20 protein-coding genes are annotated in these 22859 nt (G+C 34.8%); all 20 read left to right on the top strand.

All coding sequences use genetic code 11. The features are described from left to right. Positions 1–278 precede the first annotated feature (278 nt). The 20 genes from EDD71_RS09010 (at position 279) to EDD71_RS08915 (ending at position 22850) form a co-directional block, all read left to right on the top strand. Positions 279–758 carry a PTS sugar transporter subunit IIA gene (locus tag EDD71_RS09010; RefSeq protein ID WP_133628405.1) on the top strand — a complete coding sequence of 160 codons (480 nt, stop codon included), beginning with the start codon at positions 279–281 and terminating at the stop codon, positions 756–758. Between the two features lie 244 nt (positions 759–1002). Further along, positions 1003–2709, top strand: coding sequence for a phosphoenolpyruvate--protein phosphotransferase (gene ptsP, locus EDD71_RS09005; protein ID WP_133628404.1), 1707 nt, complete (start codon positions 1003–1005; stop codon positions 2707–2709). 172 nt (positions 2710–2881) lie between these two features. After that, a complete protein-coding gene (tnpA, locus tag EDD71_RS09000) occupies positions 2882–3355 on the top strand; it encodes an IS200/IS605 family transposase (protein WP_133628403.1) in 474 nt (157 codons plus the stop codon). A 227-nt stretch (positions 3356–3582) separates the two neighbouring features. Beyond that, the gene (locus EDD71_RS08995) at positions 3583–5709 is read left to right on the top strand and encodes a BglG family transcription antiterminator (protein ID WP_133628402.1); all 2127 of its coding nucleotides are present in this window, start codon (positions 3583–3585) and stop codon (positions 5707–5709) included. Continuing rightward, positions 5706–7082 carry a family 4 glycosyl hydrolase gene (locus tag EDD71_RS08990; protein WP_133628401.1) on the top strand — a complete coding sequence of 459 codons (1377 nt, stop codon included), beginning with the start codon at positions 5706–5708 and terminating at the stop codon, positions 7080–7082. Before EDD71_RS08995 ends, EDD71_RS08990 begins: the two co-directional genes overlap by 4 nt. Before the next feature lie 6 nt (positions 7083–7088). Further along, positions 7089–7835, top strand: coding sequence for a glucosamine-6-phosphate deaminase (locus tag EDD71_RS08985; protein WP_133628400.1), 747 nt, complete (start codon positions 7089–7091; stop codon positions 7833–7835). A gap of 14 nt (positions 7836–7849) precedes the next feature. Next, positions 7850–8152 (top strand): PTS lactose/cellobiose transporter subunit IIA, encoded by a 303-nt coding sequence (locus tag EDD71_RS08980; protein ID WP_133628399.1) that lies wholly within the window; start codon positions 7850–7852, stop codon positions 8150–8152. Positions 8153–8166: 14 nt separating this feature from the next. Next, positions 8167–8511: a PTS sugar transporter subunit IIB gene (locus EDD71_RS08975; protein WP_133628398.1), complete on the top strand. Its 345-nt coding sequence runs from the start codon at positions 8167–8169 to the stop codon at positions 8509–8511. A gap of 13 nt (positions 8512–8524) precedes the next feature. Further along, positions 8525–9841 (top strand): PTS sugar transporter subunit IIC, encoded by a 1317-nt coding sequence (locus EDD71_RS08970; RefSeq protein ID WP_133628397.1) that lies wholly within the window; start codon positions 8525–8527, stop codon positions 9839–9841. Positions 9842–10335: 494 nt separating this feature from the next. After that, positions 10336–11382 (top strand): LacI family DNA-binding transcriptional regulator, encoded by a 1047-nt coding sequence (locus tag EDD71_RS08965; RefSeq protein ID WP_133628396.1) that lies wholly within the window; start codon positions 10336–10338, stop codon positions 11380–11382. 502 nt (positions 11383–11884) lie between these two features. After that, positions 11885–12871 (top strand): sugar ABC transporter substrate-binding protein, encoded by a 987-nt coding sequence (locus EDD71_RS08960; RefSeq protein ID WP_133628395.1) that lies wholly within the window; start codon positions 11885–11887, stop codon positions 12869–12871. A 102-nt stretch (positions 12872–12973) separates the two neighbouring features. Next, positions 12974–14449 carry a sugar ABC transporter ATP-binding protein gene (locus EDD71_RS08955; RefSeq protein ID WP_341472335.1) on the top strand — a complete coding sequence of 492 codons (1476 nt, stop codon included), beginning with the start codon at positions 12974–12976 and terminating at the stop codon, positions 14447–14449. A 31-nt stretch (positions 14450–14480) separates the two neighbouring features. Further along, positions 14481–15470: an ABC transporter permease gene (locus EDD71_RS08950; protein ID WP_133628394.1), complete on the top strand. Its 990-nt coding sequence runs from the start codon at positions 14481–14483 to the stop codon at positions 15468–15470. Positions 15471–15489: 19 nt separating this feature from the next. Further along, positions 15490–16326: a sugar phosphate isomerase/epimerase family protein gene (locus EDD71_RS08945; protein ID WP_133628393.1), complete on the top strand. Its 837-nt coding sequence runs from the start codon at positions 15490–15492 to the stop codon at positions 16324–16326. 25 nt (positions 16327–16351) lie between these two features. Next, positions 16352–17371, top strand: a complete 1020-nt coding sequence (gene iolG / locus EDD71_RS08940; RefSeq protein WP_133628392.1) for an inositol 2-dehydrogenase — start codon at positions 16352–16354, stop codon at positions 17369–17371. Positions 17372–17429: 58 nt separating this feature from the next. After that, positions 17430–18665, top strand: coding sequence for an NAD(P)-dependent malic enzyme (locus EDD71_RS08935; RefSeq protein WP_133628391.1), 1236 nt, complete (start codon positions 17430–17432; stop codon positions 18663–18665). 19 nt (positions 18666–18684) lie between these two features. After that, positions 18685–19713, top strand: a complete 1029-nt coding sequence (locus EDD71_RS08930; RefSeq protein ID WP_133628390.1) for a type II glyceraldehyde-3-phosphate dehydrogenase — start codon at positions 18685–18687, stop codon at positions 19711–19713. Continuing rightward, complete coding sequence (locus tag EDD71_RS08925) at positions 19698–20960, top strand: phosphoglycerate kinase (protein WP_133628389.1); 1263 nt, start codon at positions 19698–19700, stop codon at positions 20958–20960. Before EDD71_RS08930 ends, EDD71_RS08925 begins: the two co-directional genes overlap by 16 nt. Before the next feature lie 79 nt (positions 20961–21039). Next, positions 21040–21888: a transketolase gene (locus EDD71_RS08920; RefSeq protein ID WP_133628388.1), complete on the top strand. Its 849-nt coding sequence runs from the start codon at positions 21040–21042 to the stop codon at positions 21886–21888. Then, positions 21885–22850, top strand: coding sequence for a transketolase family protein (locus EDD71_RS08915; protein ID WP_133628387.1), 966 nt, complete (start codon positions 21885–21887; stop codon positions 22848–22850). Before EDD71_RS08920 ends, EDD71_RS08915 begins: the two co-directional genes overlap by 4 nt. Positions 22851–22859 lie beyond the last annotated feature (9 nt).

Below are 22859 nucleotides of genomic sequence, written 5' to 3'. Positions count from 1 at the left end.
GTGCTGCTGCTTATGTCAGGCATGAGCCTAAGTTGGGACTAATAGTGGTTCTGAATTAGCTCATGCTTTTTACATTGCCAACTTGCATTCAGGTTAGTTTTTGCAAATTATAATAGTTTTTGACTATTTCGTATAAACTAAAATATAATAATAGTAAATGCCTTTAATTCGCTGGTTTTTAAATATATATTAGTATTGACCCGGCGAATTACAATAAATATATATCACTTATTTAAAATGCCAATTCTTTAATTACTAATGTATAAGGAGGATAAAACATGTTTAATTTTTTCAAAAAAAATAAAAAAATAGAAATAAAATCACCAATAGTAGGAAAAGCAGTTCCAATTACGGAAGTTCCTGATGATGTTTTTGCATCGAAAATGATGGGAGATGGAATAGCTTTCGAACCTTCTGAAGGTGTTTTGTATGCACCGGTAGACGGAGAAATAGTTCAAATATTCCCAACAAAACACGCAGTTGGCATAAAGACAACTGGAGACCTTGAAATATTATTACATATTGGTGTAGATACTGTAAATATGGGTGGAGAGGGCTTTGAAAGTTTTGTAAGTGCTGGCGACAGGGTTAAAGCCGGTCAAAAGCTTGTAACATTTAATATAGATCTTATAAAAGAAAAGGCAAAGTCAGCCATAACGCCACTCATAATCACCAATATGGATAAGATCGAATCACTTGATTTTAACTATGGTGATGTAAATAAGGATACTACTGTGCTTACAGTAAATTTAAAATAACCATAGATTAAATTGGAAAATACAGAAATTTTAAATTGATCTAGAATTTATTGAGGCTAATTGTTATAATATTTAAGTATGTAAAAATATTTAGCATTACATCAATGTTTTAAATATAGAAACTAAAACATCACTGTGGGGTAAGTACACCATAGGTTTTACTTTGCAATGAATTTATGTGTTTAACCTGCATAGTGTATTCATCCCATAACTGAAGGATAAAAGATACAGGGGGGAATAACAAATGTTAAAAGGTATAGCTGCATCCCAGGGGATTGCTATAGGAAAGGCACTAGTCATTAAAGAAGTTAAACCTGAGATTAAAAGAATAGAAGTTGCTAATGCCCAGGCAGAAAAGGAAAGGTTTAAGTCTGCGGTAGAGACTGCCCATAAGCAGCTTGAAAAGATTAAGGAAACTGCAGCAAGGAAGATGGGAGAAGATAAAGCACAAATATTTGAGGCCCATATCTTTATGCTTCAGGACCCGGAATTTGTTGGTGCAGTTGAGTCAAAGATAGAAAGTGAAAAAGTAAACGCTGAATACGCCCTTACAGAAACAGTAAATATGTTCGTAAGCATTTTTGAACAGATGGATAACGAATACATGAGGGAAAGAGCAGCTGACGTTAAGGACGTTGGTGGAAGAATAACTAACATACTCCTTGGAATTGAAAGTCCTTCACTTGCAGAACTTGATGAGGAATGTATAGTAGTTACAAAGGACTTAACTCCTTCAGATACAGCTCAGATGGATAAGGAAAAGGTACTTGCCTTTGCAACGGAAATAGGTGGAAGAACTTCACACTCAGCTATTATGGCAAGATCTCTTGAAATTCCAGCAGTTGTTGGTATCGGCTCAACAATAGAAGAAATAAATCAGGGAGATATGCTTGTACTTGATGGAGATGAAGGAATTGTTATAATAAATCCTGATGAAGAGCAGCTTAAAAAGTATAGAGCAAAGCAGCAGGAGCTTGCTGAGCTTAAGAAGGAATTAATGCAGCTAAAGAATGTTGAGACTATAACACTCGATGGAAGAAAAGTTGAACTTGCAGGTAATATTGGTACACCACAGAATGCAGAAAACGTTATGCATAACGGAGGAGAAGGGGTAGGACTCTTTAGAACTGAGTTCCTTTATATGGACAACGATAACCTTCCGACAGAAGAACAGCAGTTTAATGCTTATAAGGAAGCACTTGAGAAGATGGAAGGAAGGCCAGTTGTTATAAGAACACTCGACATCGGTGGAGATAAGAAGCTTCCATACCTTCCAATAGGAGATGAGATGAACCCATTCCTTGGATACAGGGCAATAAGACTTTGTCTTGATAGAAAGGATATATTCAAGACACAGCTAAGAGCGCTCTTTAGAGCTTCTGTATACGGTAATATGAAGATCATGTTTCCTATGATTTCAAGCCTTCAGGAGCTTAGGGAGGCAAAGAATATAGTTGAAGAAGTGAAGGCGGAACTTAGGAATGAAGGAATCCCATACAGTGATGATGTTCAAATAGGTATTATGATTGAAATACCATCAGCGGCAGTAATATCAGATATACTTGCAAAGGAAGTTGATTTCTTTAGTATAGGAACTAATGACCTTATTCAATACACAATTGCAGCAGATAGAATGAATGAAAAGATTTCCTATCTTTATGACCCATTCCATCCTGCAGTATTAAGGCTTATAAAGATGGTAATAGACAACGCCCACAAGGAAGGAAAATGGGTTGGAATGTGCGGCGAGATGGCAGGAGATCCAAAGGCAATACCTGTACTTCTTGGGTTAGGACTTGATGAGTTCAGCATGAGCGCATCATCAATACTCAGGGCAAGAAAGCTTATAAGGAACCTCAAGTTTGAAGATGCTAAGAGGGTTGCAGATGAAGTTTTAAACCTCGGAACGGGTGAAGAGATAAGAAAATACGTTGAAGAAAATATAAAGTAATGTTTTAAAGGAATGGAGCATACTCCATTCCTTTTATTTTTGCATTTTGAATACCACGGGCTATGCCCGTGGTTCCAAAAGGCTTAAAGCTATGAGTAGAAAAAATAAACCTCCTTTGATAGAATGGAAGTGTGTTTGCCAACCACAACCAAATCAAAGGAGGAAAATCCATATGGATAATGAAAGTTTATCACATACTAAATGGAATTGCAAATATCATATTGTATTTGCACCAAAATATCGAAGGCAAATAATATATGGAAAAATAAAAGAAGATATAGGGAAAATATTGAGGAAATTATGCGAATATAAAGGAGTAGAAATAATAGAAGCAAATGCATGTAAAGATCATATACATATGCTTGTAAGTATACCACCGAAATTAAGTGTTGCACAATTTATGGGATATTTAAAAGGGAAAAGTTCATTGATGATATTTGATAGACATGCAAATTTAAAATACAAATACGGGAATAGACAATTTTGGTGTAAAGGATATTATGTAGATACAGTTGGAAGAAATAAAAAGGTAATAGAAGAATATATAAAAAATCAACTTCAAGAGGATATTGCATATGATCAAATAAGTTTAAAGGAATATATAGACCCGTTTACGGGTGACCCAGTAAATAAAGGCAAAAAATAAAGCCCCTTTAGGGGTTGCCTGAAAAAATTATGCGGTTGGCAGACTATTCAGCGTGTCTTGAGACACAGCCAGTAATATGCCCTTATAGGGCTAGAGCAAACCACCCGTTTTACGGGTGGTTATGATTATGTCTATTATTTTTCCGAAACTAATCGACAATATATGTTATGTCATCTCATAGAAAACATCTCATATACATGCTATGATTTAAATGAGGAGTGATTTAAATGGCCTTGAGCTCAAGATGCCTATCAATTTTATCAACTCTGTATAAATCTGATGATTTTGTAAAAGTGAGTTATTTAGCTAATATTAATAATGCTAGTGAACGTAGCATTAGGTATAGTTTACAGAAGATTGATAATTTTCTGCTTAAACACGGCTATGACTGCTTGAAAAGGCATCATACTAAGGGTGTTTGTCTAAATAAAAATAAAGAAGCAATGCAATTTATAGATAGCTTTATTAGGGAGAACACTCCTTTCGAGTATGTTTATTCAAAAGAAGAAATAAGAAACTTTATTATCTTAAAAATACTACTGGGGCATCAACCTATTAGCATTTCTTACTTTGAAAAAATTTTATATATATCTAGAACTACCGTGATTAATTTCATAAGTTTAGTTGATGATTATCTTAGAAATAAAGAAATAAAATTGATTAGGAAGCCTAAGGCAGGAATATATGTTGTTTGTAATGAAGTAGTGAGAATGAATGAGTTTGCTAATCTTTTAATAAGTACGATAAGTATGAGAGAAATTTATAATTATATTAACTTTGGACAAGCATTTTCGAAAAGAGGGAAACTATATTTAAATAATTTATTTGATCTAGGCGATTTGAGACTTATTCAAAGTTTAATAAACGATGCTGAGAATGATTTAGCTAGAGTATTTGACGATAACTCGTATTTGAGATTGATGGTATATATTGCTAGATTCATGAAAAGATCTCAGTATGGCGTCGGTATTGGCCAACAGCAAATCGAACAAAGCAAAATTAGAAGTACAAAGGAATACAAAACTGCAACAAAACTGATAAAAACGCTGTCTAAGGAATATTTGACAGATGACGTTTGCGAAGAAGAATATTTATATTTGGCTTCTCTACTATTGGGTTCGAAGAGTATAATCATGAAGCATGAAGATACTGAAAACATAACTCATATTGCAAAAGAAATGATTCATTATATTGAAAAAACATACAATGTTGAGTTTAAAAACCAGTTTGACGAACTTTTAAACTCTTTGGCACTACATATTAGACCAATGATTCATAGAGTAAAGTTTAACCTTACAGTAGAAAATCCATTATTTGGCTATGTTTTAGAAAATTATAGCGAGCTATTTTATAATGTTAAAAATGCATGTAAAATTTTGGAAGAAAAATTGTCGGTGGAGTTGGACGACCAAGAAATATCTTATATAGTACTATATTTTGCTTTAGCATTAGAAAAATTAAATAAATACAGTAGCAAAAAAGTTAAGATATTGGTTGTTTGTGCTGAAGGGTTAGCTATATCAAAAGTTTTAGCAGTATCAATTGAAAAAATGTTTAATGTAAAGGTTACTGAAACACTATCTGTGCGGTCACTAACAAAGGACATTATGGATCAAAATGATTTTGTAATTAGTACAGTTGATATACCTGATGTTGACCCACAAAAATTTATCAAGGTAAATAGTGTTATTAGCGATGAGGATTTTCAAAATCTTAAGAAAAAATTAGAAGTAAGATTTGATAATTATAATAGCAACAATTTTTCGAAGGTAAATAAATTGATAGAAGCAATTAAAGAGTCATGTGAAATAAAGGACATTTATAAATTACAATATGATTTATTAAAAACTATAAATAAAGAAAGTGACAATGTAGCTTTAGTTAAAACTTTAGATTTTAAATTAGATTTTTCAGAACAGTTTGTAAAAATAAAATGCATTGCAAGGGATTGGAAAGATGCAATTAAAATAGGCACAGATATTTTACTTGAACATAATTGTATTGATAAAAGATATCATGAAAAGATATTACATAACATTGAAAGTTATGGAGCTTATATGGTTATTGTTCCAGGAGTAATACTATCGCATGCTGGACCAGAAGATGGGGTTCTTAAGAATTCCATGAGTATAGTAACCTTGAAAAATGGAGTAGATTTTAATGATAGGTTTAATGTACCAGTCAGATTAATTGTTACATTAGCTATTAAAGAACAAAATACGCATTTAAAATTTTTAGAAGACATGATGCAACTTTTGGAAAACCCTGAAATAGTAAAAAAGATTTTAGAAGTTACTAGCAATAAAGAAATAACTAAAATCCTTAAAAAAAATATTATGGAGGGAATATCATGAAACTGACAGTATTAGGCGGAGGTGGAGTAAGATCTCCATTCCTGGCAAAATCTCTAGTTTATAGTGCAAAGGAGTTAAACATTAACCAAATAGTATTCATGGATAATGATGAAGAAAAATTAACCATATATGGAGGATTAGCAAAAAAAGTTGCTAATGCTATCAATCCTAATGTTGAATTTAGTTTAACAACAAATGCTGTTGAGGCAGTTAATGCTGCAGACTATGTAATTACAACTTTACGAGTTGGACAAGATGAAGGAAGATATAATGATGAAAAAATAGCTCAAAAGTATGGTATTTTAGGTCAAGAGACAACAGGAGTAGGCGGATTTGCCATGGCCTTAAGATCAATACCAACTTTAATTGAATATTGTAAACTTATACAAGAAAAAGCTAACCCTGAAGTTTTGGTATTTAATTTTACTAATCCATCAGGATTAGTAACGCAGGCCCTTAGAAATGAAGGCTTTAACAACGTTTATGGAATTTGTGATGGGCCATTTCATTTTATAAAACAACTTGAAAATATGCTAGGTATATCTGAAGAAAATTTTGATATAACTTGCTATGGATTAAATCATTTGTCTTTCTTTAGAGAACCAAGGATTAATGGGGAAGATGCAACGGATATAGTAATAAATCACGAAAAACTTTTCACTGACACAGAAATGAAAATATTTGATAAACAATTAATATCAATATTAAGCAATGAATTACCAAATGAATATTTATATTTCTATTTTTATAATGATAAAGTTATAAATTCTATTAAATCTACTGGTTTTGCCCGCGGTGAGTTGATTAGAAATATAAATAAAAGAATGTTAAATGAGATGAAAGGTATTGATTTAGAAAATACAGAAAAGACTTTCGAAGTTTATATAAGACATTTAGCTGAAAGAGAAGAAAGTTATTTCTCAATCGAGTCAGGAGTGAAAAGACTTGATATTCAATTGCCAACATTTGAACAATTTGTTAATACTCCTGATAAAGGTGGTTACGCCGGAATTGCACTTAACTGTATTAGGGCTTTTCATGGTAATGTAAAAACAACTATGACATTGTTAATTCCAAATAATGAAAGCATCGATGGTTTAAGGGACGATGACGTAGTAGAAATTACATGTGATATTATTGGAGGAAAGGTGTCACCAAGAAAGGTTAATAATATACCTAGCATACAATTACAATTAATTAAAACGATCAAGTTATTTGAGAGACTAACAGTTGAGGCTATAAAGGAAAGAAGCAAAGAGAAAGCAATTAAGGCACTAATGATTCATCCACTTGTAAATTCGTATAATATAGCCAGACTTATAGTTGAAGAATATTTAAATATGTATCGTGAATATGTAGGGGATTGGAAGTAATTAGCCATGAAAGTAGTCAAAGTTAAAGATTATGAAGAGTTATCAAAAAATTTAGGTGAAGAAGTTTTAAGCTATATCCGTTCAAAAGAAAGGAAAATCATCTGCTTGCCTTCTGGAGATACTCCTGTAGGTGCATACCAGTATATTGTAAAACAATTGGATGACGAAGATTTAAATAGTTACAAATCTATATTTGTAGGTTTAGATGAATGGGCAAATATGAGCAGAGAGGATGAAGGCAGCTGCCAATATTATATGTATAAATATCTTTTCGGACCTCTAGGCCTTGATAGTGATAAAATTGTTGAGTTTAATGCTAAGGCAGAAGACCTAACTAATGAATGTTTAAAAATGGATAAATTCCTTAAAGAATATGGACCTCTCGATCTGGTTGTTTTAGGCATAGGAATGAACGGTCATTTAGGATTGAATGAGCCAGGTACAAGTTTTAACGAGTACTCGCATGTTGTTAAGTTAGATGAAACAACGGTTAAAATTGCTCAAAAATATTTTACAACAACAAAAGTATTGGATAAGGGAATTACATTAGGACTAAAACATTTTTTAGAAGCTAAAAAAATGATTTTAATTGCATCCGGTAGTAAAAAAGCTGATATTGTAAAACGTATTGTAGAAGGAGAGATCGATGAAGAAATACCCGCAACAATAGCCAGGTTGCATAGAAATAGTTATCTTATTGTAGATGAAGAGAGTGCTAAAGGACTAGAGAGTATCGGGAGAAATAATGAATAATGGGGAGATACAGCATGGGGATAGAACAAATTTCATTTCAAATTATTTCATATGCCGGTGATAGCTTTGCTAAAATGGTTGAGGCTTTAAGAAAAGCTAAAGGAGGTGACTTTGACGCTTCGGAAAAGTTGATGAAAGAAGCTAAAGAGTTATTAAATATGGCTCACAATGTTCAGACTGAACTTCTTGTTGCTGAAGCACAGGGACAAAAGAGTGAATATTCAATCTTAATGGTACATGCACAAGATACTCTTATGAATTCAATTTTAGCTGAAACATTAATTCAAGAAATGATAGACATGTATCGAGCGAAGTAAAGGAGGGAAAAGTTATGAATTTTGATAAACTGAGAATATTACTAGTATGCAATTTAGGGGCATCTACAGGGGTTATGGTTGCTAAAATGAGAGAAGTCGCTGCAAATAGTGAAAAGCTAAAAAATATAGATATAAAGATAGATGCACGTCCTGCAGGTGATATTAAAGAATATTTACCTGATTACGACGTAGTTCTAGTAGGACCTCAAATAAAACATAGATTCGCTGAATTAAAGGAACTATGTGATAAATATAATAAGCCTATCGATGTTATTGATACTAAAGATTATGGTATGGTTAATGGAGCGAATATTTTAAAGACAGCAATAGTTTTGAAAGTTAAAAGTGAAAGAAAATAAAGGGGGATAAAAAATGGCTAAAACAAAAATGGATTCTTTTGTTGCTATATTAGAGAAACATATTGCTCCAATTGCATCACAAATTGAAAAACAAAGGCATATTGCATCTATTAAAAATGGTATGATTAGCTTATTAGCTGTTTTAATGGTTGGATCTATAAGTTTAATTATTACAGGTCTGGGAAACTTTTTCCCAGAAGGATCACTAATTAGAAATTTCTTTGATGCACACAATCACATATTAAATTTACCATTTATGTTTACCTATGGTTTATTATCAATCTATTGTGCTATTTCGATTTCTTATGCTCATTCAAGACAACTTGAATTGCAGCCTCTTCATTCGATAATTGGTGGTGTTTTAGCGACTCTTATTTTAAATGGAAAATATACAGATGGAGCATTTGATTTTAGTTTTTTAGATTCAAGAGGATTATTTATTTCAATTTTTGCTTCACTAATTGCAGTAGAAATCATGGCATTCTTAATAAGAAAGCAAGTTACAATAAGAATTAAAGGTCTTCCCGATATGATTGGTAAGACATTTGAGGCTATAATACCGCTACTTATAATAATTATACTAAGTGTTATTGTGAATCAAATAACTTTGAGCCTGTCAGGAGGCAAAAACCTGTCAGAAGTATTTACTGTAATGTTTGCTCCAGCAGTTAACAGTATAGACACTCCACTTGCTGTATTCGTAGTTTCACTATCTGAAATGATTTTCTGGTTCTTAGGGCTGAATGGATATGCAATTTTAGTTGGATTCACATTACCATTTATGACTCAGTATCTGGCTGAAAACGCAGCAGCTTTTTCAGCAGGACAGGTACCTACACATATTTTTACAGAAAACTGGTGGGGATATTTCCTTGCTTGTACTGGTTCTGGTATAACAGGTGCTATTGCAATACTTGGGTTATTTAGCAAATCAAAAGAGCTGAAAGCAGCAGGAAAAGCAGCAATTGTACCAGCAATTTTCAATATTTCTGAACCAGTTGTATATGGTTTCCCGGTTGTGTATAATCCATACCTGTTTATACCATTTGTATTTGGAACTCCAATTTTAGGATTATTTTCTTATTACATATTTAAACTCGGTATTGTCAGGGCACCGATTGCAAGTATAGGAGGTATGCCAACTCCAGTAGCACAATATTTAGTGACATTAGATTGGAAAGCAATTATATTGTCCTTTATTATTGTTGCACTAGGTGTATTGATGTATTATCCTTTCTTTAAAATGTATGAAAAGAGCGTGCTAGCTCAGGAGAAAGAGGAAAATACAGTTGAGCAAGAAATTTTGAAAGAATTGGATCTTGATTTTTAATTAATGTTATGATGTATAAATATATACCAATTGATATTAAATAGGGGGCGCAGCTCCCTAAAATTTTTTGCTTTGATTGAATGCTTAGTCGTTCTTGAATCTCTGTAAATGGCAATTGTTTTCTCTCACTGTTTTTACATCGAATCCTGCAATCAAGTGTAATACAGTATTTTATCAAGACATTATTTTGAGTTGATTTCAGTTATATCCTTGACCTCTCAAGACTTGATTAATTTTTAATGCATGAAGGACTAAATCTCCACTTTTATATGGATAAGTGGGAATGTCAATCTATTTATATCAATTATTTATGAATATCAAATTTGTATGATTAATAAATATATATTGAAATTAATGAATATCTCTGTACACGTGTACAAATTTTTGATTTGCCACTTTACTTATCATTTGCGCTGGTTTATAATAAGAATATAGACAATATTATAAAAATTTAGAATATTGTACACGTATACAAATATTTTGTGGTGATTTAAATGACAGTTACAATTAAAGATATTGCTAAAATTGCCGGAGTAAGCCATGCTACCGTATCACGAAGTTTAAATGATAGTCCTTTGGTGGCAGAGAAAACTAAGAAGAGAATAAAAGAATTGGCTGATAATCTAGGGTTTGAGTTTAATGCTAATGCAAGAAGCCTAAGTACCAATAAAACTGGTACGGTATGTGCTATCTTCCCACAAAAATTCGGAGAATTTGGAGCGAGTCTATACTACATTTCATTGTTAAATCAACTAAGAACAAGCCTGGAGGAGGAAGGAATTGATCTTATAGTGTCATTCCCGAAGAGCTCAAAAACAGGAGAAAGTAATATTAAAAGGTTAATTATAAGCAAAAAAGTTGATGGGATTATAATTATTCATCCTAGACTAGAGAAAATTGACGGACAGATTATAAATTTTATGGAATTATCAAAAATACCATATATATTTCTACACCACTATTCTAGCTTCTATGAAGAAAATTTAGCAGATTCAATTTATACTGATCATTTCTATGGAGGCTATAATGCTACAGATTATTTGATAAAGCTTGGTCATAAAAAAATTATGTGCATAACATCTGTAGGAAATTCATATGAATTTGAGCAGAGGTTAAATGGATATAAAGCAGCTCTTAATCAAAACAATATACCAGTAGATGAAAATTTAATATTATTTGGTTATCGTGATATTGCTTCTGGATACAATTTAGTAAGAGACAACATCAAGAGTATTACTGACAAAGGTGTTACAGCCATTTTTGCACATACAGATCTTATGGCAATAGGAGCAATGGAGGCATTAAAAGAATTTAACATTAAAGTGCCTGACGATGTTTCCATTGTAGGATATGATGATATAGAGCTAGCTGAAGATTTTAAACCAGCTTTAACTACTATACATCAACCACGGGAAGAGATAGCGTTACTGGGTTGTAAGAGGATTGTAGAAATGATAAATGGTAAGAAAATAAAAAATAAAATAAATATAGTTCTTCAAACGCGATTGGTAGTAAGAGAATCGACTAAGCAAATAAAATAAATATGCATAGTATTGTACACGTTTGCATAATACACTCTATCCATTCTCATATATTGAAGTATTTATAACAATGGACTTATCTTTACGTAATAATCATCATTCAAAATTCAAGAGCCGTTTATTAACAATTAAAATTAACTTATTGTACTGGTTTTGGCATTAAAGAACGATAAAAATATATTCCATTCTCTAATACCCTTGGGCAAGGAAGCTCTAAACCTCACAAAATGTTCATTCCATGTATTATTTTATCTCCACTTTTTCGCAGCAAAGGGATGGTACGAAAGATTAATTTCTTTGCAACTTTTTGGCGAACCAGAATGGAGGTAAGGAATATTACTGATGGAAACATGGAATGTTGCTTGAGGAACGGAAAAAATTGACACAAGCAATATCCTTGTCAGAATGGTGAATGGAGATAAAACTTCTTAATTATGATAAATTATAAAATTTCAAATAATTATGAAATTTTATAATTAAATAAATATAAGGGGGTTTTTGTGTGGGGAATCCGAAAAAACTAATCTCAATCTTATTGACAGTGCTTTTTAGCGTAACTTTACTTGCAGGATGCACAGGCAAGCCTGCAAATTCTGGACAAGCTGGTGGAGATCAGAATAAAGACGGAAAGAAAAAGACAATAGGCGTTTTAATGGCAGACTTCAGTGACCAGTTCCAGGTTTATGTTATGGACGGAATGAAGGAAGCAGCAAGCAAGCTTCAAAACATTGATGTAGTGTATATGGATGCTAAATATGACCCTCAGAAGCAAATGTCACAGGCAGAAAACTTAATTGCTCAGAAGGTAGATGCTATAGTTTTATTCGTAGTTGACAGAGAAGCAGGCAAGTCAATGATTGAAGAAATAAATAAGGCGGGTATTCCAATCATTGCAGTAAACAGAAAACTACCAGATGAATCGAAGGGGGTAGCATATGTTGGTTCAGATGATATTAATGCCGGAGAAATTCAGGCAGAGCAGATGGCTAAGTTACTTAACGGGAAGGGCAATATAGCTGTTTTAGATGGAACATACGGACATGAACCACAAATAAGAAGAGGACAGGGATATGAAAACATTTTAAAGAAATATCCTGACATGAAGATAGTTGTTAAAAATACAGGTGACTGGTACAGAGATAAGGCCATGAAATTAGTTGAAAACTGGATTCAGTCAAAGATTAAGATAGACGGAATACTTGCTAACAACGATGAGATGGCACTTGGTGCAATCAAGGCTCTTGAAGATGCAGGTTTACTTGGTAAGGTAGTTGTTTCAGGTATTGATGCTACACCAGAAGCTCTTGAATATGTAAAGGCTGGAAAAGAGAACTATACTGTATTCCAGGATGCTAAGGGACAGGGGAGAAAATCAATTGAAGTCGCTGCAAGGGTTGTAAATGGCGAGAAGGTTGACAAGGAATATATAATTCCATTTGAATTGGTAACAAAGGATAAGGTTGAAGAATACGCAAAACGTTACAAATAAAGATAATTCCTAAAATATCAATAATGAATACCAATCAAAAGATTGGTATTCATTATTGAAATGAAAGAGGTGATTTTGGTGCATGCTGAATATGTACTTGAAATGAAGAATATATCAAAAACATTTCCTGGAGTTCGAGCACTGAACAACGTTCAACTGAAGGTTAAAAAGGGTACCGTCCATGCTTTGATGGGGGAAAATGGTGCGGGAAAATCTACTTTAATGAAAATATTAATTGGTATGTATCGACCAGATGGCGGAACTATAAAGTTTAAAGGCAAAGAAGTAAAGTTTAAATCCACGCACGACGCGCTGCAGGCTGGAATTTCAATGATTCATCAGGAATTGAGCCCTGTACCCTACATGACAATTGCAGAAAATATTTTTTTAGGAAGGGAATCCCTTTATAAAAAGACATTCTGGGTAAATGATAGGGAAATGGAAAGAAAGACGGAAGAGCTTCTCAAACAGCTGGAAATATCCCTTAATCCAAAGATGAAGATGAAGGAACTTTCTACAGCTTATACACAAATGGTTGAAATAGCAAAGGCTATTTCCTATAATTCGGAGCTTATTATTATGGATGAACCTACATCAGCCATAACAGAAAGAGAAGTAGAACATTTGTTTAAAATTATTGAGTGGTTAAAGAAAAAAGGCGTATCTATCATCTACATATCCCATAAAATGGATGAAATATTTAAAATTGCTGATGAGATAACGGTATTTAGAGATGGAAGTTATGTTGATACGTGCTCGGTTAAAAATATAACAAAAGAAAAGTTGATTGAAATGATGGTTGGAAGGGAGATAACTCAGTTATTCCCTAAAGAAGAAGCTGAAATTGGAAAAGTTTTATTAGAAATAAAGAATTTCACAAGAGCAGGTAAATTTTATGATATTAATCTAAAGGTACGTAAGGGTGAGATATTAGGCTTGGCAGGTCTAATGGGATCGGGTCGCTCTGAAATTATGGAAAGCCTGTTTGGAGTTGTAAAAGCGGATAAAGGGGAAATTTATATTAAAGGAAAGCAAGTACATATAAATTCACCTGCCGATGCTATAAAACATAAATTAGCATTTTTAACAGAGGATAGAAAAATTTCAGGTTTATTTCTTCCACTTTCGGTTAAGGATAACATGTATATCTCAAGTATTAATAATTACATTGAAAAGTTGTTTATTAATAGCAAAAAAGTAAATAAGGATTGTGAGGAAGAGGTAAAACTGTTAAATATTAAAACACCGGGACTGGATCAGATTGTTAACAACTTAAGCGGTGGTAACCAGCAAAAAGTTTTAATTGCCAGATGGTTATTAACAGATCCGGACATACTAATTTTGGATGAGCCAACTAGAGGTATTGATGTAGGGGCAAAAGCCGAAATACATAGATTAATGAGTAAGTTGGCGAAACAAGGAAAGGCAATAATAATGATTTCTTCAGAACTTCCTGAAATACTTGGAATGAGTGATAGAATTGTTGTTATGCATGAAGGAAAAATTACTGGCGAATTAACTAGAAAGGAAGCTACCCAGGAAAAAATAATGTCTTATGCAACAGGAGCGGCAAGCTAGTACTTAACTATAATGAAAAGGAGTGAAAAAAATGAACAACCTGGCAAATAAAACTTCAATAAAAAATAATAAACATGAAATAAATAAAAAGGATAAAATAAAAATTTTATTTCGACGTCATGGAATGGCCCTTGTGCTGCTGGCAATGGTTGTTTTAATGACGGTCTTATCTCCAGCATTTTTAACAACAAGAAACCTGATGAATGTTGTTAGACAGATATCAGTTATTGCCATAATTGGTTTTGGAGTAACTATGGTTATCATAACTACAGGAATAGATCTATCATCGGGTTCAGTATTAGCTTTAGCAGGAGTTATCGCCACAAGCTTTGCACATCCAAACCAATATCCATTAATAGTTTCTATTATTGTAGGTTTATTAGTAGGTGCAATAGCAGGTAGTATAAATGGAGCGTTTACAGCCTTCGGAGAAATACCTGCCTTTATACCTACACTTGGTATGATGATCGCAGCAAGGGGCTTTGCATTAATCTTCAGCGATGGTCGTCCAATCACAAATCTATCAGAATCATTTGAATTTATAGGTGGGGGATATTTCTTAGGGGTACCTTTCCCCATATACGTAATGTTATTAACGGCAGTAATTTCCCACATTTTATTAAAACATACTAAGTTCGGAAGATATATATATGCTATAGGAGGAAATGCACAGGCAGCGGTTGTATCAGGTATAAATGTTAGAAAGTATTTAGTTCTTGTTTATACATATGCAGGACTTCTATCAGGTCTTGCAGGTATAGTGTTAGCTTCAAGGCTTAGTGCCGGTCAGCCAACAGCAGGTGTTAGTTATGAGCTTGATGCTATTGCCTCAGCGGTTATCGGGGGTACAAGCCTTTCGGGAGGAGTAGGTACAATACCAGGAACAATAATTGGGGCCCTTATAATGGGAGTTTTAAACAATGGACTTGACCTTCTTCAGGTATCAGCATACTGGCAGCAGGTTTTAAAGGGTGCAATCATAGTTGGTGCTGTTCTATTGGATAAGAAAAAAAATAGATAATTTATATAGAGGTGGTATTATGAAAATCTGTTTTAATGAAGCTACAACCCTTAAAAACTCTACATTAGAAAAGGACCTTGAGCTGTGTGAGAAGCACGGATATGAGTTTATAGAAATAAGATTAGATAAGCTCAAGGAATATCTTGAAACCCATACCGTTGATGATCTTGTGAACTTTTTCAAAAATAGTAGAATAAAACCCTATGCCTTCAATGCATTAGAATTTATTACCTTCAGAGATGAAGCAGGATATCAGGAAATAAAAGATGATTTGAAATTTTTATGTGAAGTTGGTGAAAAGATTAACTGTAAAAAAATCGTTGTAGTTCCTACATTTGATGTTGGGAGTCGTACAAAAGCTGAAATTAAGGAAGAGTCAATAAAAAGATTAAATGAGCTGGCTGATATAGCAGATGAGTATGGAGTAAAACTTGCCTATGAGTTTGTAGGTTACCCAAACTGTTCAGTAAATACCTTTGGACAAGCATATGATATTGTAAAGACATTAGATAGGGACAGCGTTGGAATGGTACTGGATTGTTTCCACTTCCATGCTATGGGATCAAGGATAGAAGATTTACAGAAGGCTGATCCTGAAAAAATATTTATTTTCCATATCGATGATAGTGAGGATCTGCCAGTTGGGGCCTTAAGAGATGATAAAAGACTCTGGCCTGGTGAAGGTGTTGTAGATTTAGATTCAATATTAAGTACACTTAAGGAAATAGGATATAGTGAAATGGCGTCTGTAGAACTTTTCAGGCCGGAATACTGGGAGTGGGATGCTGAAAAGACAATAAAAGTAGGCAAAGAAAAAACTGAAGAAGCTGTAGGAAAATATTTTGAAATAGAATAATAAATTAATTTTTATGAGGTGAAGAATGAAAAAGGTTAGGATAGGTATTGTTGGCCTTGGAAGGCTTGGCAAAAAGCATGCTGAAAACATTGCATTTAGAATTCCAAATGCTGAACTTGTAGCAGCATGCAGCATTGTTAAGGAAGAAGTGGAAGATGTTCAAAGGAACTGGGGAATAAAATACGGTTACACAGACTTTTCAGAAATGCTTAAAAATGATGAACTGGATGCAATTTTCATAGCATCTTCCTCAACAGAGCACTGCAGGCAGATAGAAGAGGCACTTAAGGCAGGATATCATGTATTTAGTGAAAAGCCCTTGGGTGTAAATATGGAAGAGGTTATTAGGGCAAAGGAAATAGTTGAGCAGCATCAAGATAAAGTTTTCATGCTGGGATTTATGAGAAGGTATGATGCATCCTATGCATACGCAAAGAAGAAAATTGAAGAAGGAGCAATTGGAAAGCCATTCCTTATTAGATGCTATGGACTTGATCCTGTAAAAGCAGTTAAAGGAGCAATAGCCTTCTCAGAAAAAAGTGGAGGACTATTCCTTGATATGGCAATACATGACATAGACCTAGCAAGATGGTACCTTGGATCAGAAGCAAAAAGCGTATATGCTGTTGGGAGCTGCTATGCATATCCAGAATTTAAAAAGTATAACGATGCAGACAACGGTGCTGCATTAATTCAGTTTCAAAACGATGCAATCGGGATGTTTTATGCAGGAAGAACATGTGCTCATGGTTATCACATAGAAACCGAAATTATAGGAACAGAAGGTTCTCTTAGAATAGGAACGGTACCACAGAAAAACCTGGTAACTATTTTTGATGAAAAGGGAGCAGTTCAGGAATGTGTTTCCGGATTTCTTGAAAGATTTGAACAGGCATATGTTGCAGAGGTGCAGGAATTTGTAAATTGTATCCTTGAAAATAGAAAACCAGGGGTTGTGGTTGATGATGGAGTAAAATCCACTGAAATAGCCTATGCATGTAAAGAATCCTTTGAGAAAAATAAGTTAGTTTTCTTAAATGAATAAATAATTTATTCATATCAAGTGCTTAAGAAAGGGACTGATGTAGTTGGGAGGTAATTTAATGGATTTAAAGGAAAGAGCCTTAAAATTTCACAAAGATAATGAAGGAAAGATAGCACTTCATTCAAAGGTTCAGGTCAAAACTAAGGAAGATTTAACCTTAGCATACACACCGGGGGTTGCAGAGCCATGCCTTGTTATTAAAGATGACCCTGAAAAAATTTACGAATATACCTCAAAGGGGAACTGGGTGGCTGTAGTAACCAATGGTACAGCAGTTTTAGGTCTTGGAGATATTGGTGCAGGTGCGGGGCTTCCTGTAATGGAGGGAAAGGCAGTTTTATTTAAATCCTTTGCTGGAGTTGATGCATTTCCTATATGCCTTAACACAAAGGATGTGAACAAAATTGTTGAAACAGTAAAACTCATGGAGCCAGGATTTGGAGGAATTAATTTAGAGGATATTAAAGCACCGGAATGTTTTGAAATAGAAGAAAGGCTTAAAGAAGTATGCAATATTCCAGTATTCCATGACGATCAGCATGGAACGGCAGTTGTAACCCTTGCAGGCCTTATTAATGCATTGAAAATTGTGGATAAGAGATTTGAAGATTTAAAGGTTGTTGTAAGTGGTGCCGGGGCTGCAGGAGCAGCTATTACAAAGCTTCTATTATCTATGGAAACTAAAAACATTATAGTATGTGATAGAAAGGGTGCAATACATAGGGATATAAAATATTCAGATTCTGCTAAAGAAAAACTTGCTCATATTACTAACCCTGAAAATTTAAAGGGAAGTTTAGGAGATGTAATTAAAGGAGCAGATGTGTTCATAGGTGTTTCAGCCCCTGGAGTTCTAACTTCAGAAATGGTTAAAACGATGAATAAGGATGCAATAATATTTGCAATGGCAAATCCAGTGCCGGAAATATTCCCGGATGAAGCAAAAGAAGGTGGAGCAAGGATCATTGGAACTGGAAGATCCGATTTTCCAAATCAAATAAATAACGTTTTAGCTTTCCCTGGAATATTTAGAGGTGCCTTAGATGTTAGAGCAAGGGAAATAAACGATGAAATGAAAATAGCAGCTGCAAAGGCGATAGCAGAAATAATTTCAGAAGATGAACTTAATGAAGAATACATAATCCCAAAGGCCTTTGATTTAAGGATTGCACCAAAGGTTGCAGCCTATGTAGCAAAGGCGGCTATTGATACAGGCGTTGCAAGGAGAACCGATGTTACTCCTGAGTGGGTAGCTGAACATACATTAAATCTTTTGGAAGCTATTAACAAATAATTTAAGGAGGTATTTGCTTATGGTAAAAGTTGGAGTTGTTGGTTATGGTGTCATTGGACAGAGATTGGCCGATGGAGTTGCTCTTCAGGAAGATATGGAGCTTGTTGGAGTTGCAGATGTATCTCCAACCCTAGCAGTTAGGGCGTTAAAGGAAAAAGGAATGCCCTATGACTTATACATTGCAGTACCAGAAAACAAAGAGTTATTTGATAAGGCAGGAATCCCTGTTTCTGGAACCCTTGAGGACCTTGTTCAAAAGGTAGATGTAATACTTGATGCAACAAGTGCTGGAGTTGGAGCCAGAAACAAGGAATTATACAAGAAATATAATAAGAAAGCAATATTCCAGGGTGGAGAGAAAAACGATGTTGCAGATGTATTCTTCCATGGATACGCAAATTATGAGAAAGGGTTAGGAAAGCAATTTTTAAAGCTTACTTCCTGCAATACAACAGGTCTTATTAGAGCAGTTGACTGCCTTGACAGGGAGGTTGGAATTGAAAAGGTAGCAATAACAATTATAAGACGTGTTGCTGACCCAGGTGATTATCATAGAGGACTTACAAATGCGCTTCAGGTTGACAAGGCGCCAAATCATCAAGCAGTTGACCTTATGACAATTATGCCTCATGTTGATGCAACAGGAATACTTGTTCACACACCAGTAACCCATGGACATATAATTACAGTTGTTGCAACACCAAAAAGAGAAATAGGTAAGGAAGAAGTATTAAAATACTTCAATCAACATCCAAGAATTCGAGTGGTAAGACTTGCTGATGGCTTCTTAGGTAATGCTTCACTCTTTAGATATGCGAGAGACCTTGGAAATCCAAGGGGAGACATGTATGAGATTGCAGTCTTTGAAGAGACAATAGTAAACTCTGGAAAGGATATAATGTTTGCAATAAATATTCCTCAGGAAGCTGTTGTTATTCCTGAAAATATGGATGCAATAAGAGCTGCAATGGAAATGCAGACAGATAGACTTGAAGCAGTTGCTTTAACAAATAAATATTTGGGGATGGGAAAATGGATGGAAAAGTAATAACTGGAATAAGATCAATGGAAGAATTTAATTATACCGGTAAAACCGTATTACTCAGAGTAGATATTAACTCACCTCTTGATCACGAAACTAAAAAGATTGTAAACGAAAACAGAATAAATATGAGCATACCAACAATAAAATACCTTATAGAAAAAGGTGCTAAAATTGCTATGATTGCTCATCAGGGAGATACACTGGATTATCATAACCTGATTCCAATGAATGAGCATGCCGAAAAGCTGTCACAAAAGCTTGGCGTAGAGGTTAAGTATATAGACGATGTATGCGGCCCAGCTGCCCAGGAAGCAATTAAAAACCTAAAAACGGGAGAAATAATTCTCCTTGGAAACTTAAGATACTTAACAGAGGAGATTTCAACCTTTGAAGACGTTGTAAAGCTTAGGCCATCTGAAATGCTTAATACCTATCTTGTTAGAAGCCTGGCACCACTTGTAGATTACTATATTAACGATGCCTTTGCAGCAGCACATAGAAATGCTCCTTCAATGGTAGCTTTTCAGGAAGTACTTCCTTCGGCAGGTGGAATGCTCATGATGAAGGAAATAGAAGCTCTCACCAAGGTTATGGAATCTCCTGACAGGCCTGCGGTATTTGTACTTGGAGGACTTAAGATTTCTGATGCCTTTGGTATGATGAAGCAGGTTCTCCAGAATGGTGCTGCAGATAAGATTCTTGCATGTGGTGTAACGGGACATATTATGCTCATGGCTAAAGGGTATGATCTTGGCTCAAAAAATGAGAAATTTATAAAAGACAGGTCCCTTGATGTATTTATAAAACCTGCAAAGGAATACCTTTCAGATTATCCTGAAAAAATAGTAGTTCCCGTTGACCTTGCCTTTGAAAAGGATGGAGTAAGGCGGGAAATATCAATTGAGGATTTACCAACAGATGAACTTTGCATGGATATTGGAAGCAGGACGATAGAAATTTTCAAGGAAGAAATAGCAAAGGCTGGAACCATCTTTGTTAACGGCCCTGCAGGAGTATATGAAAACAAGCTATTTGAAAATGGAACAAAGGCGATATGGAATGCCATAGCGGAAGCTGAAGGTTACTCTGTAATAGGTGGAGGGGATACTGTATCAGCTGCTCAGCGTTTTATAGATACTAGCAATATAAACTATGTATGTACTGCAGGAGGAGCAATGGTTAGATTCCTATCAGGAGTTAAAATGCCTCTTATTGAGGCCATGAAAAATGCATACAATAAAAAGTTCTAACTGGAGAGGGAATAGTAGGGGGAGAAATATCCTCCACTATTCTAACCATTTGGAATATCTCATGTGATGGAGGTGCAAAATGTTAGGTGCTGAAAAGATTAAAGAATTTGAAATATTCGCATTGAAGATAAGAATAGAAGCCATGAAAGCAATTGGAAACCTGGGGTTTGGGCATGTTGGTGGAGCCCTTTCAATAGCCGATGCCCTTGCAGTACTCTATGGTGGAGTAATGAATGTAGATCCTAAAAATCCGAGATGGGATGACAGGGACTGGCTTATTTGCTCAAAGGGACATGCGGGCCCTGCAGTTTATGCAGCACTTGCACTTAGAGGATATTTTCCACTTGAGGAGTTAATGACACTCAATAAACCCGGAACGCATCTTCCAAGCCACTGTGACAGAAATCTAACAATAGGTGTAGATATGACAACAGGTTCCCTTGGACAGGGTTCATCACTTGCAGTTGGGGTTGCCCTTGGAAACAGGCTTGATGGAAGAGAGAATTATACATATTTAATACTTGGTGACGGTGAAATCCAGGAGGGACAGGTATGGGAGGCAGCATTGTACGCTGCACAGCAAAAACTTGATAATTTGATTGCTTTTATAGATTACAACAAAAAACAGCTTGATGGATTTACAAAGGAAATAAATGACTTAGGAGACATTAAAGCAAAGTTTGAAAGCTTTGGATGGCATGGACAAGAAGTAGATGGCTCAAACGTAAAGGAAATATACGAAGCAATTGAAAGAGCAAAGGAAGTTAAAGGAAAACCTTCAGTAATTGTACTTCACACTATAAAAGGTAAAGGATGGAGCTTTGCAGAAAACACCGCTTCAAACCATCATATGACAGTAAGTAAGGAACAGATGGAAGAAGCACTTGATGAGCTTTATAAAAAACTTGAAAAGGCGGTGACAAGATGAGCGCCATATTAGCGAAAAATAGAATTAGAGAAGATAAGGAAATGAGAAATGCGTATTGTGAGACACTAATGGAGCTTGCAGAAAAGGATGAAAGAATTGTTGTACTTGACGCGGATCTTATGAGTTCGATGGGGATGAAACCATTTTTAAAGGCTTATCCAGAAAGAACCTTCAACGTTGGAATACAGGAAGCCAATATGATAGGCGTTGCAGCAGGGCTATCTGCGACAGGAAAAATTCCCTTTGCACACAGCTTTGGACCATTTGCAACAAGAAGATGTTTTGATCAGATATTCCTATCCTGTGGTTATTCGAGGTTAAACGTAAGGATTACAGGAAGCGACCCTGGAGTTACTGCTTCGTATAATGGTGGAACCCATATGCCCTTTGAGGACATGGGGATAATGAGAAACATACCTGATATAACAATACTTGAACCCGTCGATTCTGTAATGCTTAGGGATTTAATAAAACAAACAGCAAACCTTTATGGAGTATTTTACACAAGGCTTCTTAGAAAAAATGCTGTCAAAATATATGAAGAAGGTTCAACCTTTGAAATAGGTAAAGGAGTACAGCTCAGGGATGGAAAGGACGTAACTATAATTGCTACAGGAATTATGGTGGATGAGGCCCTGAAGGCTGCGGAGGCCCTTGAAGTGGATGGAATATCAGCAAGGGTACTTAACATGTTTACTTTAAAGCCTATAGATAAGGAAACTATAATAAAGTCTGCAGAAGAGACCGGTGCAATAGTTACTGCCGAAAACCACAATGTGATAAACGGCCTTGGTTCTGCTGTAGCGGAGGTGCTTGTTGAGAATAGACCTGTTCCTATGGAAAGGGTAGGTGTATTTGACAGATTTGGTGAAGTTGGGCCTGAAAGCTACCTGAGGGAAAGATTTAACTTAACAGCTAGTGATATTATGGAAAAGGTTAAAAAGGTTATAGCTAGAAAATAGAAAGAGGGT

Origin of the sequence: Fonticella tunisiensis (genome assembly GCF_004364155.1) — a bacterium.
Taxonomy (GTDB): domain Bacteria; phylum Bacillota; class Clostridia; order Clostridiales; family Caloramatoraceae; genus Fonticella; species Fonticella tunisiensis.
This window is presented reverse-complemented; position numbering and strand designations above follow the sequence as displayed.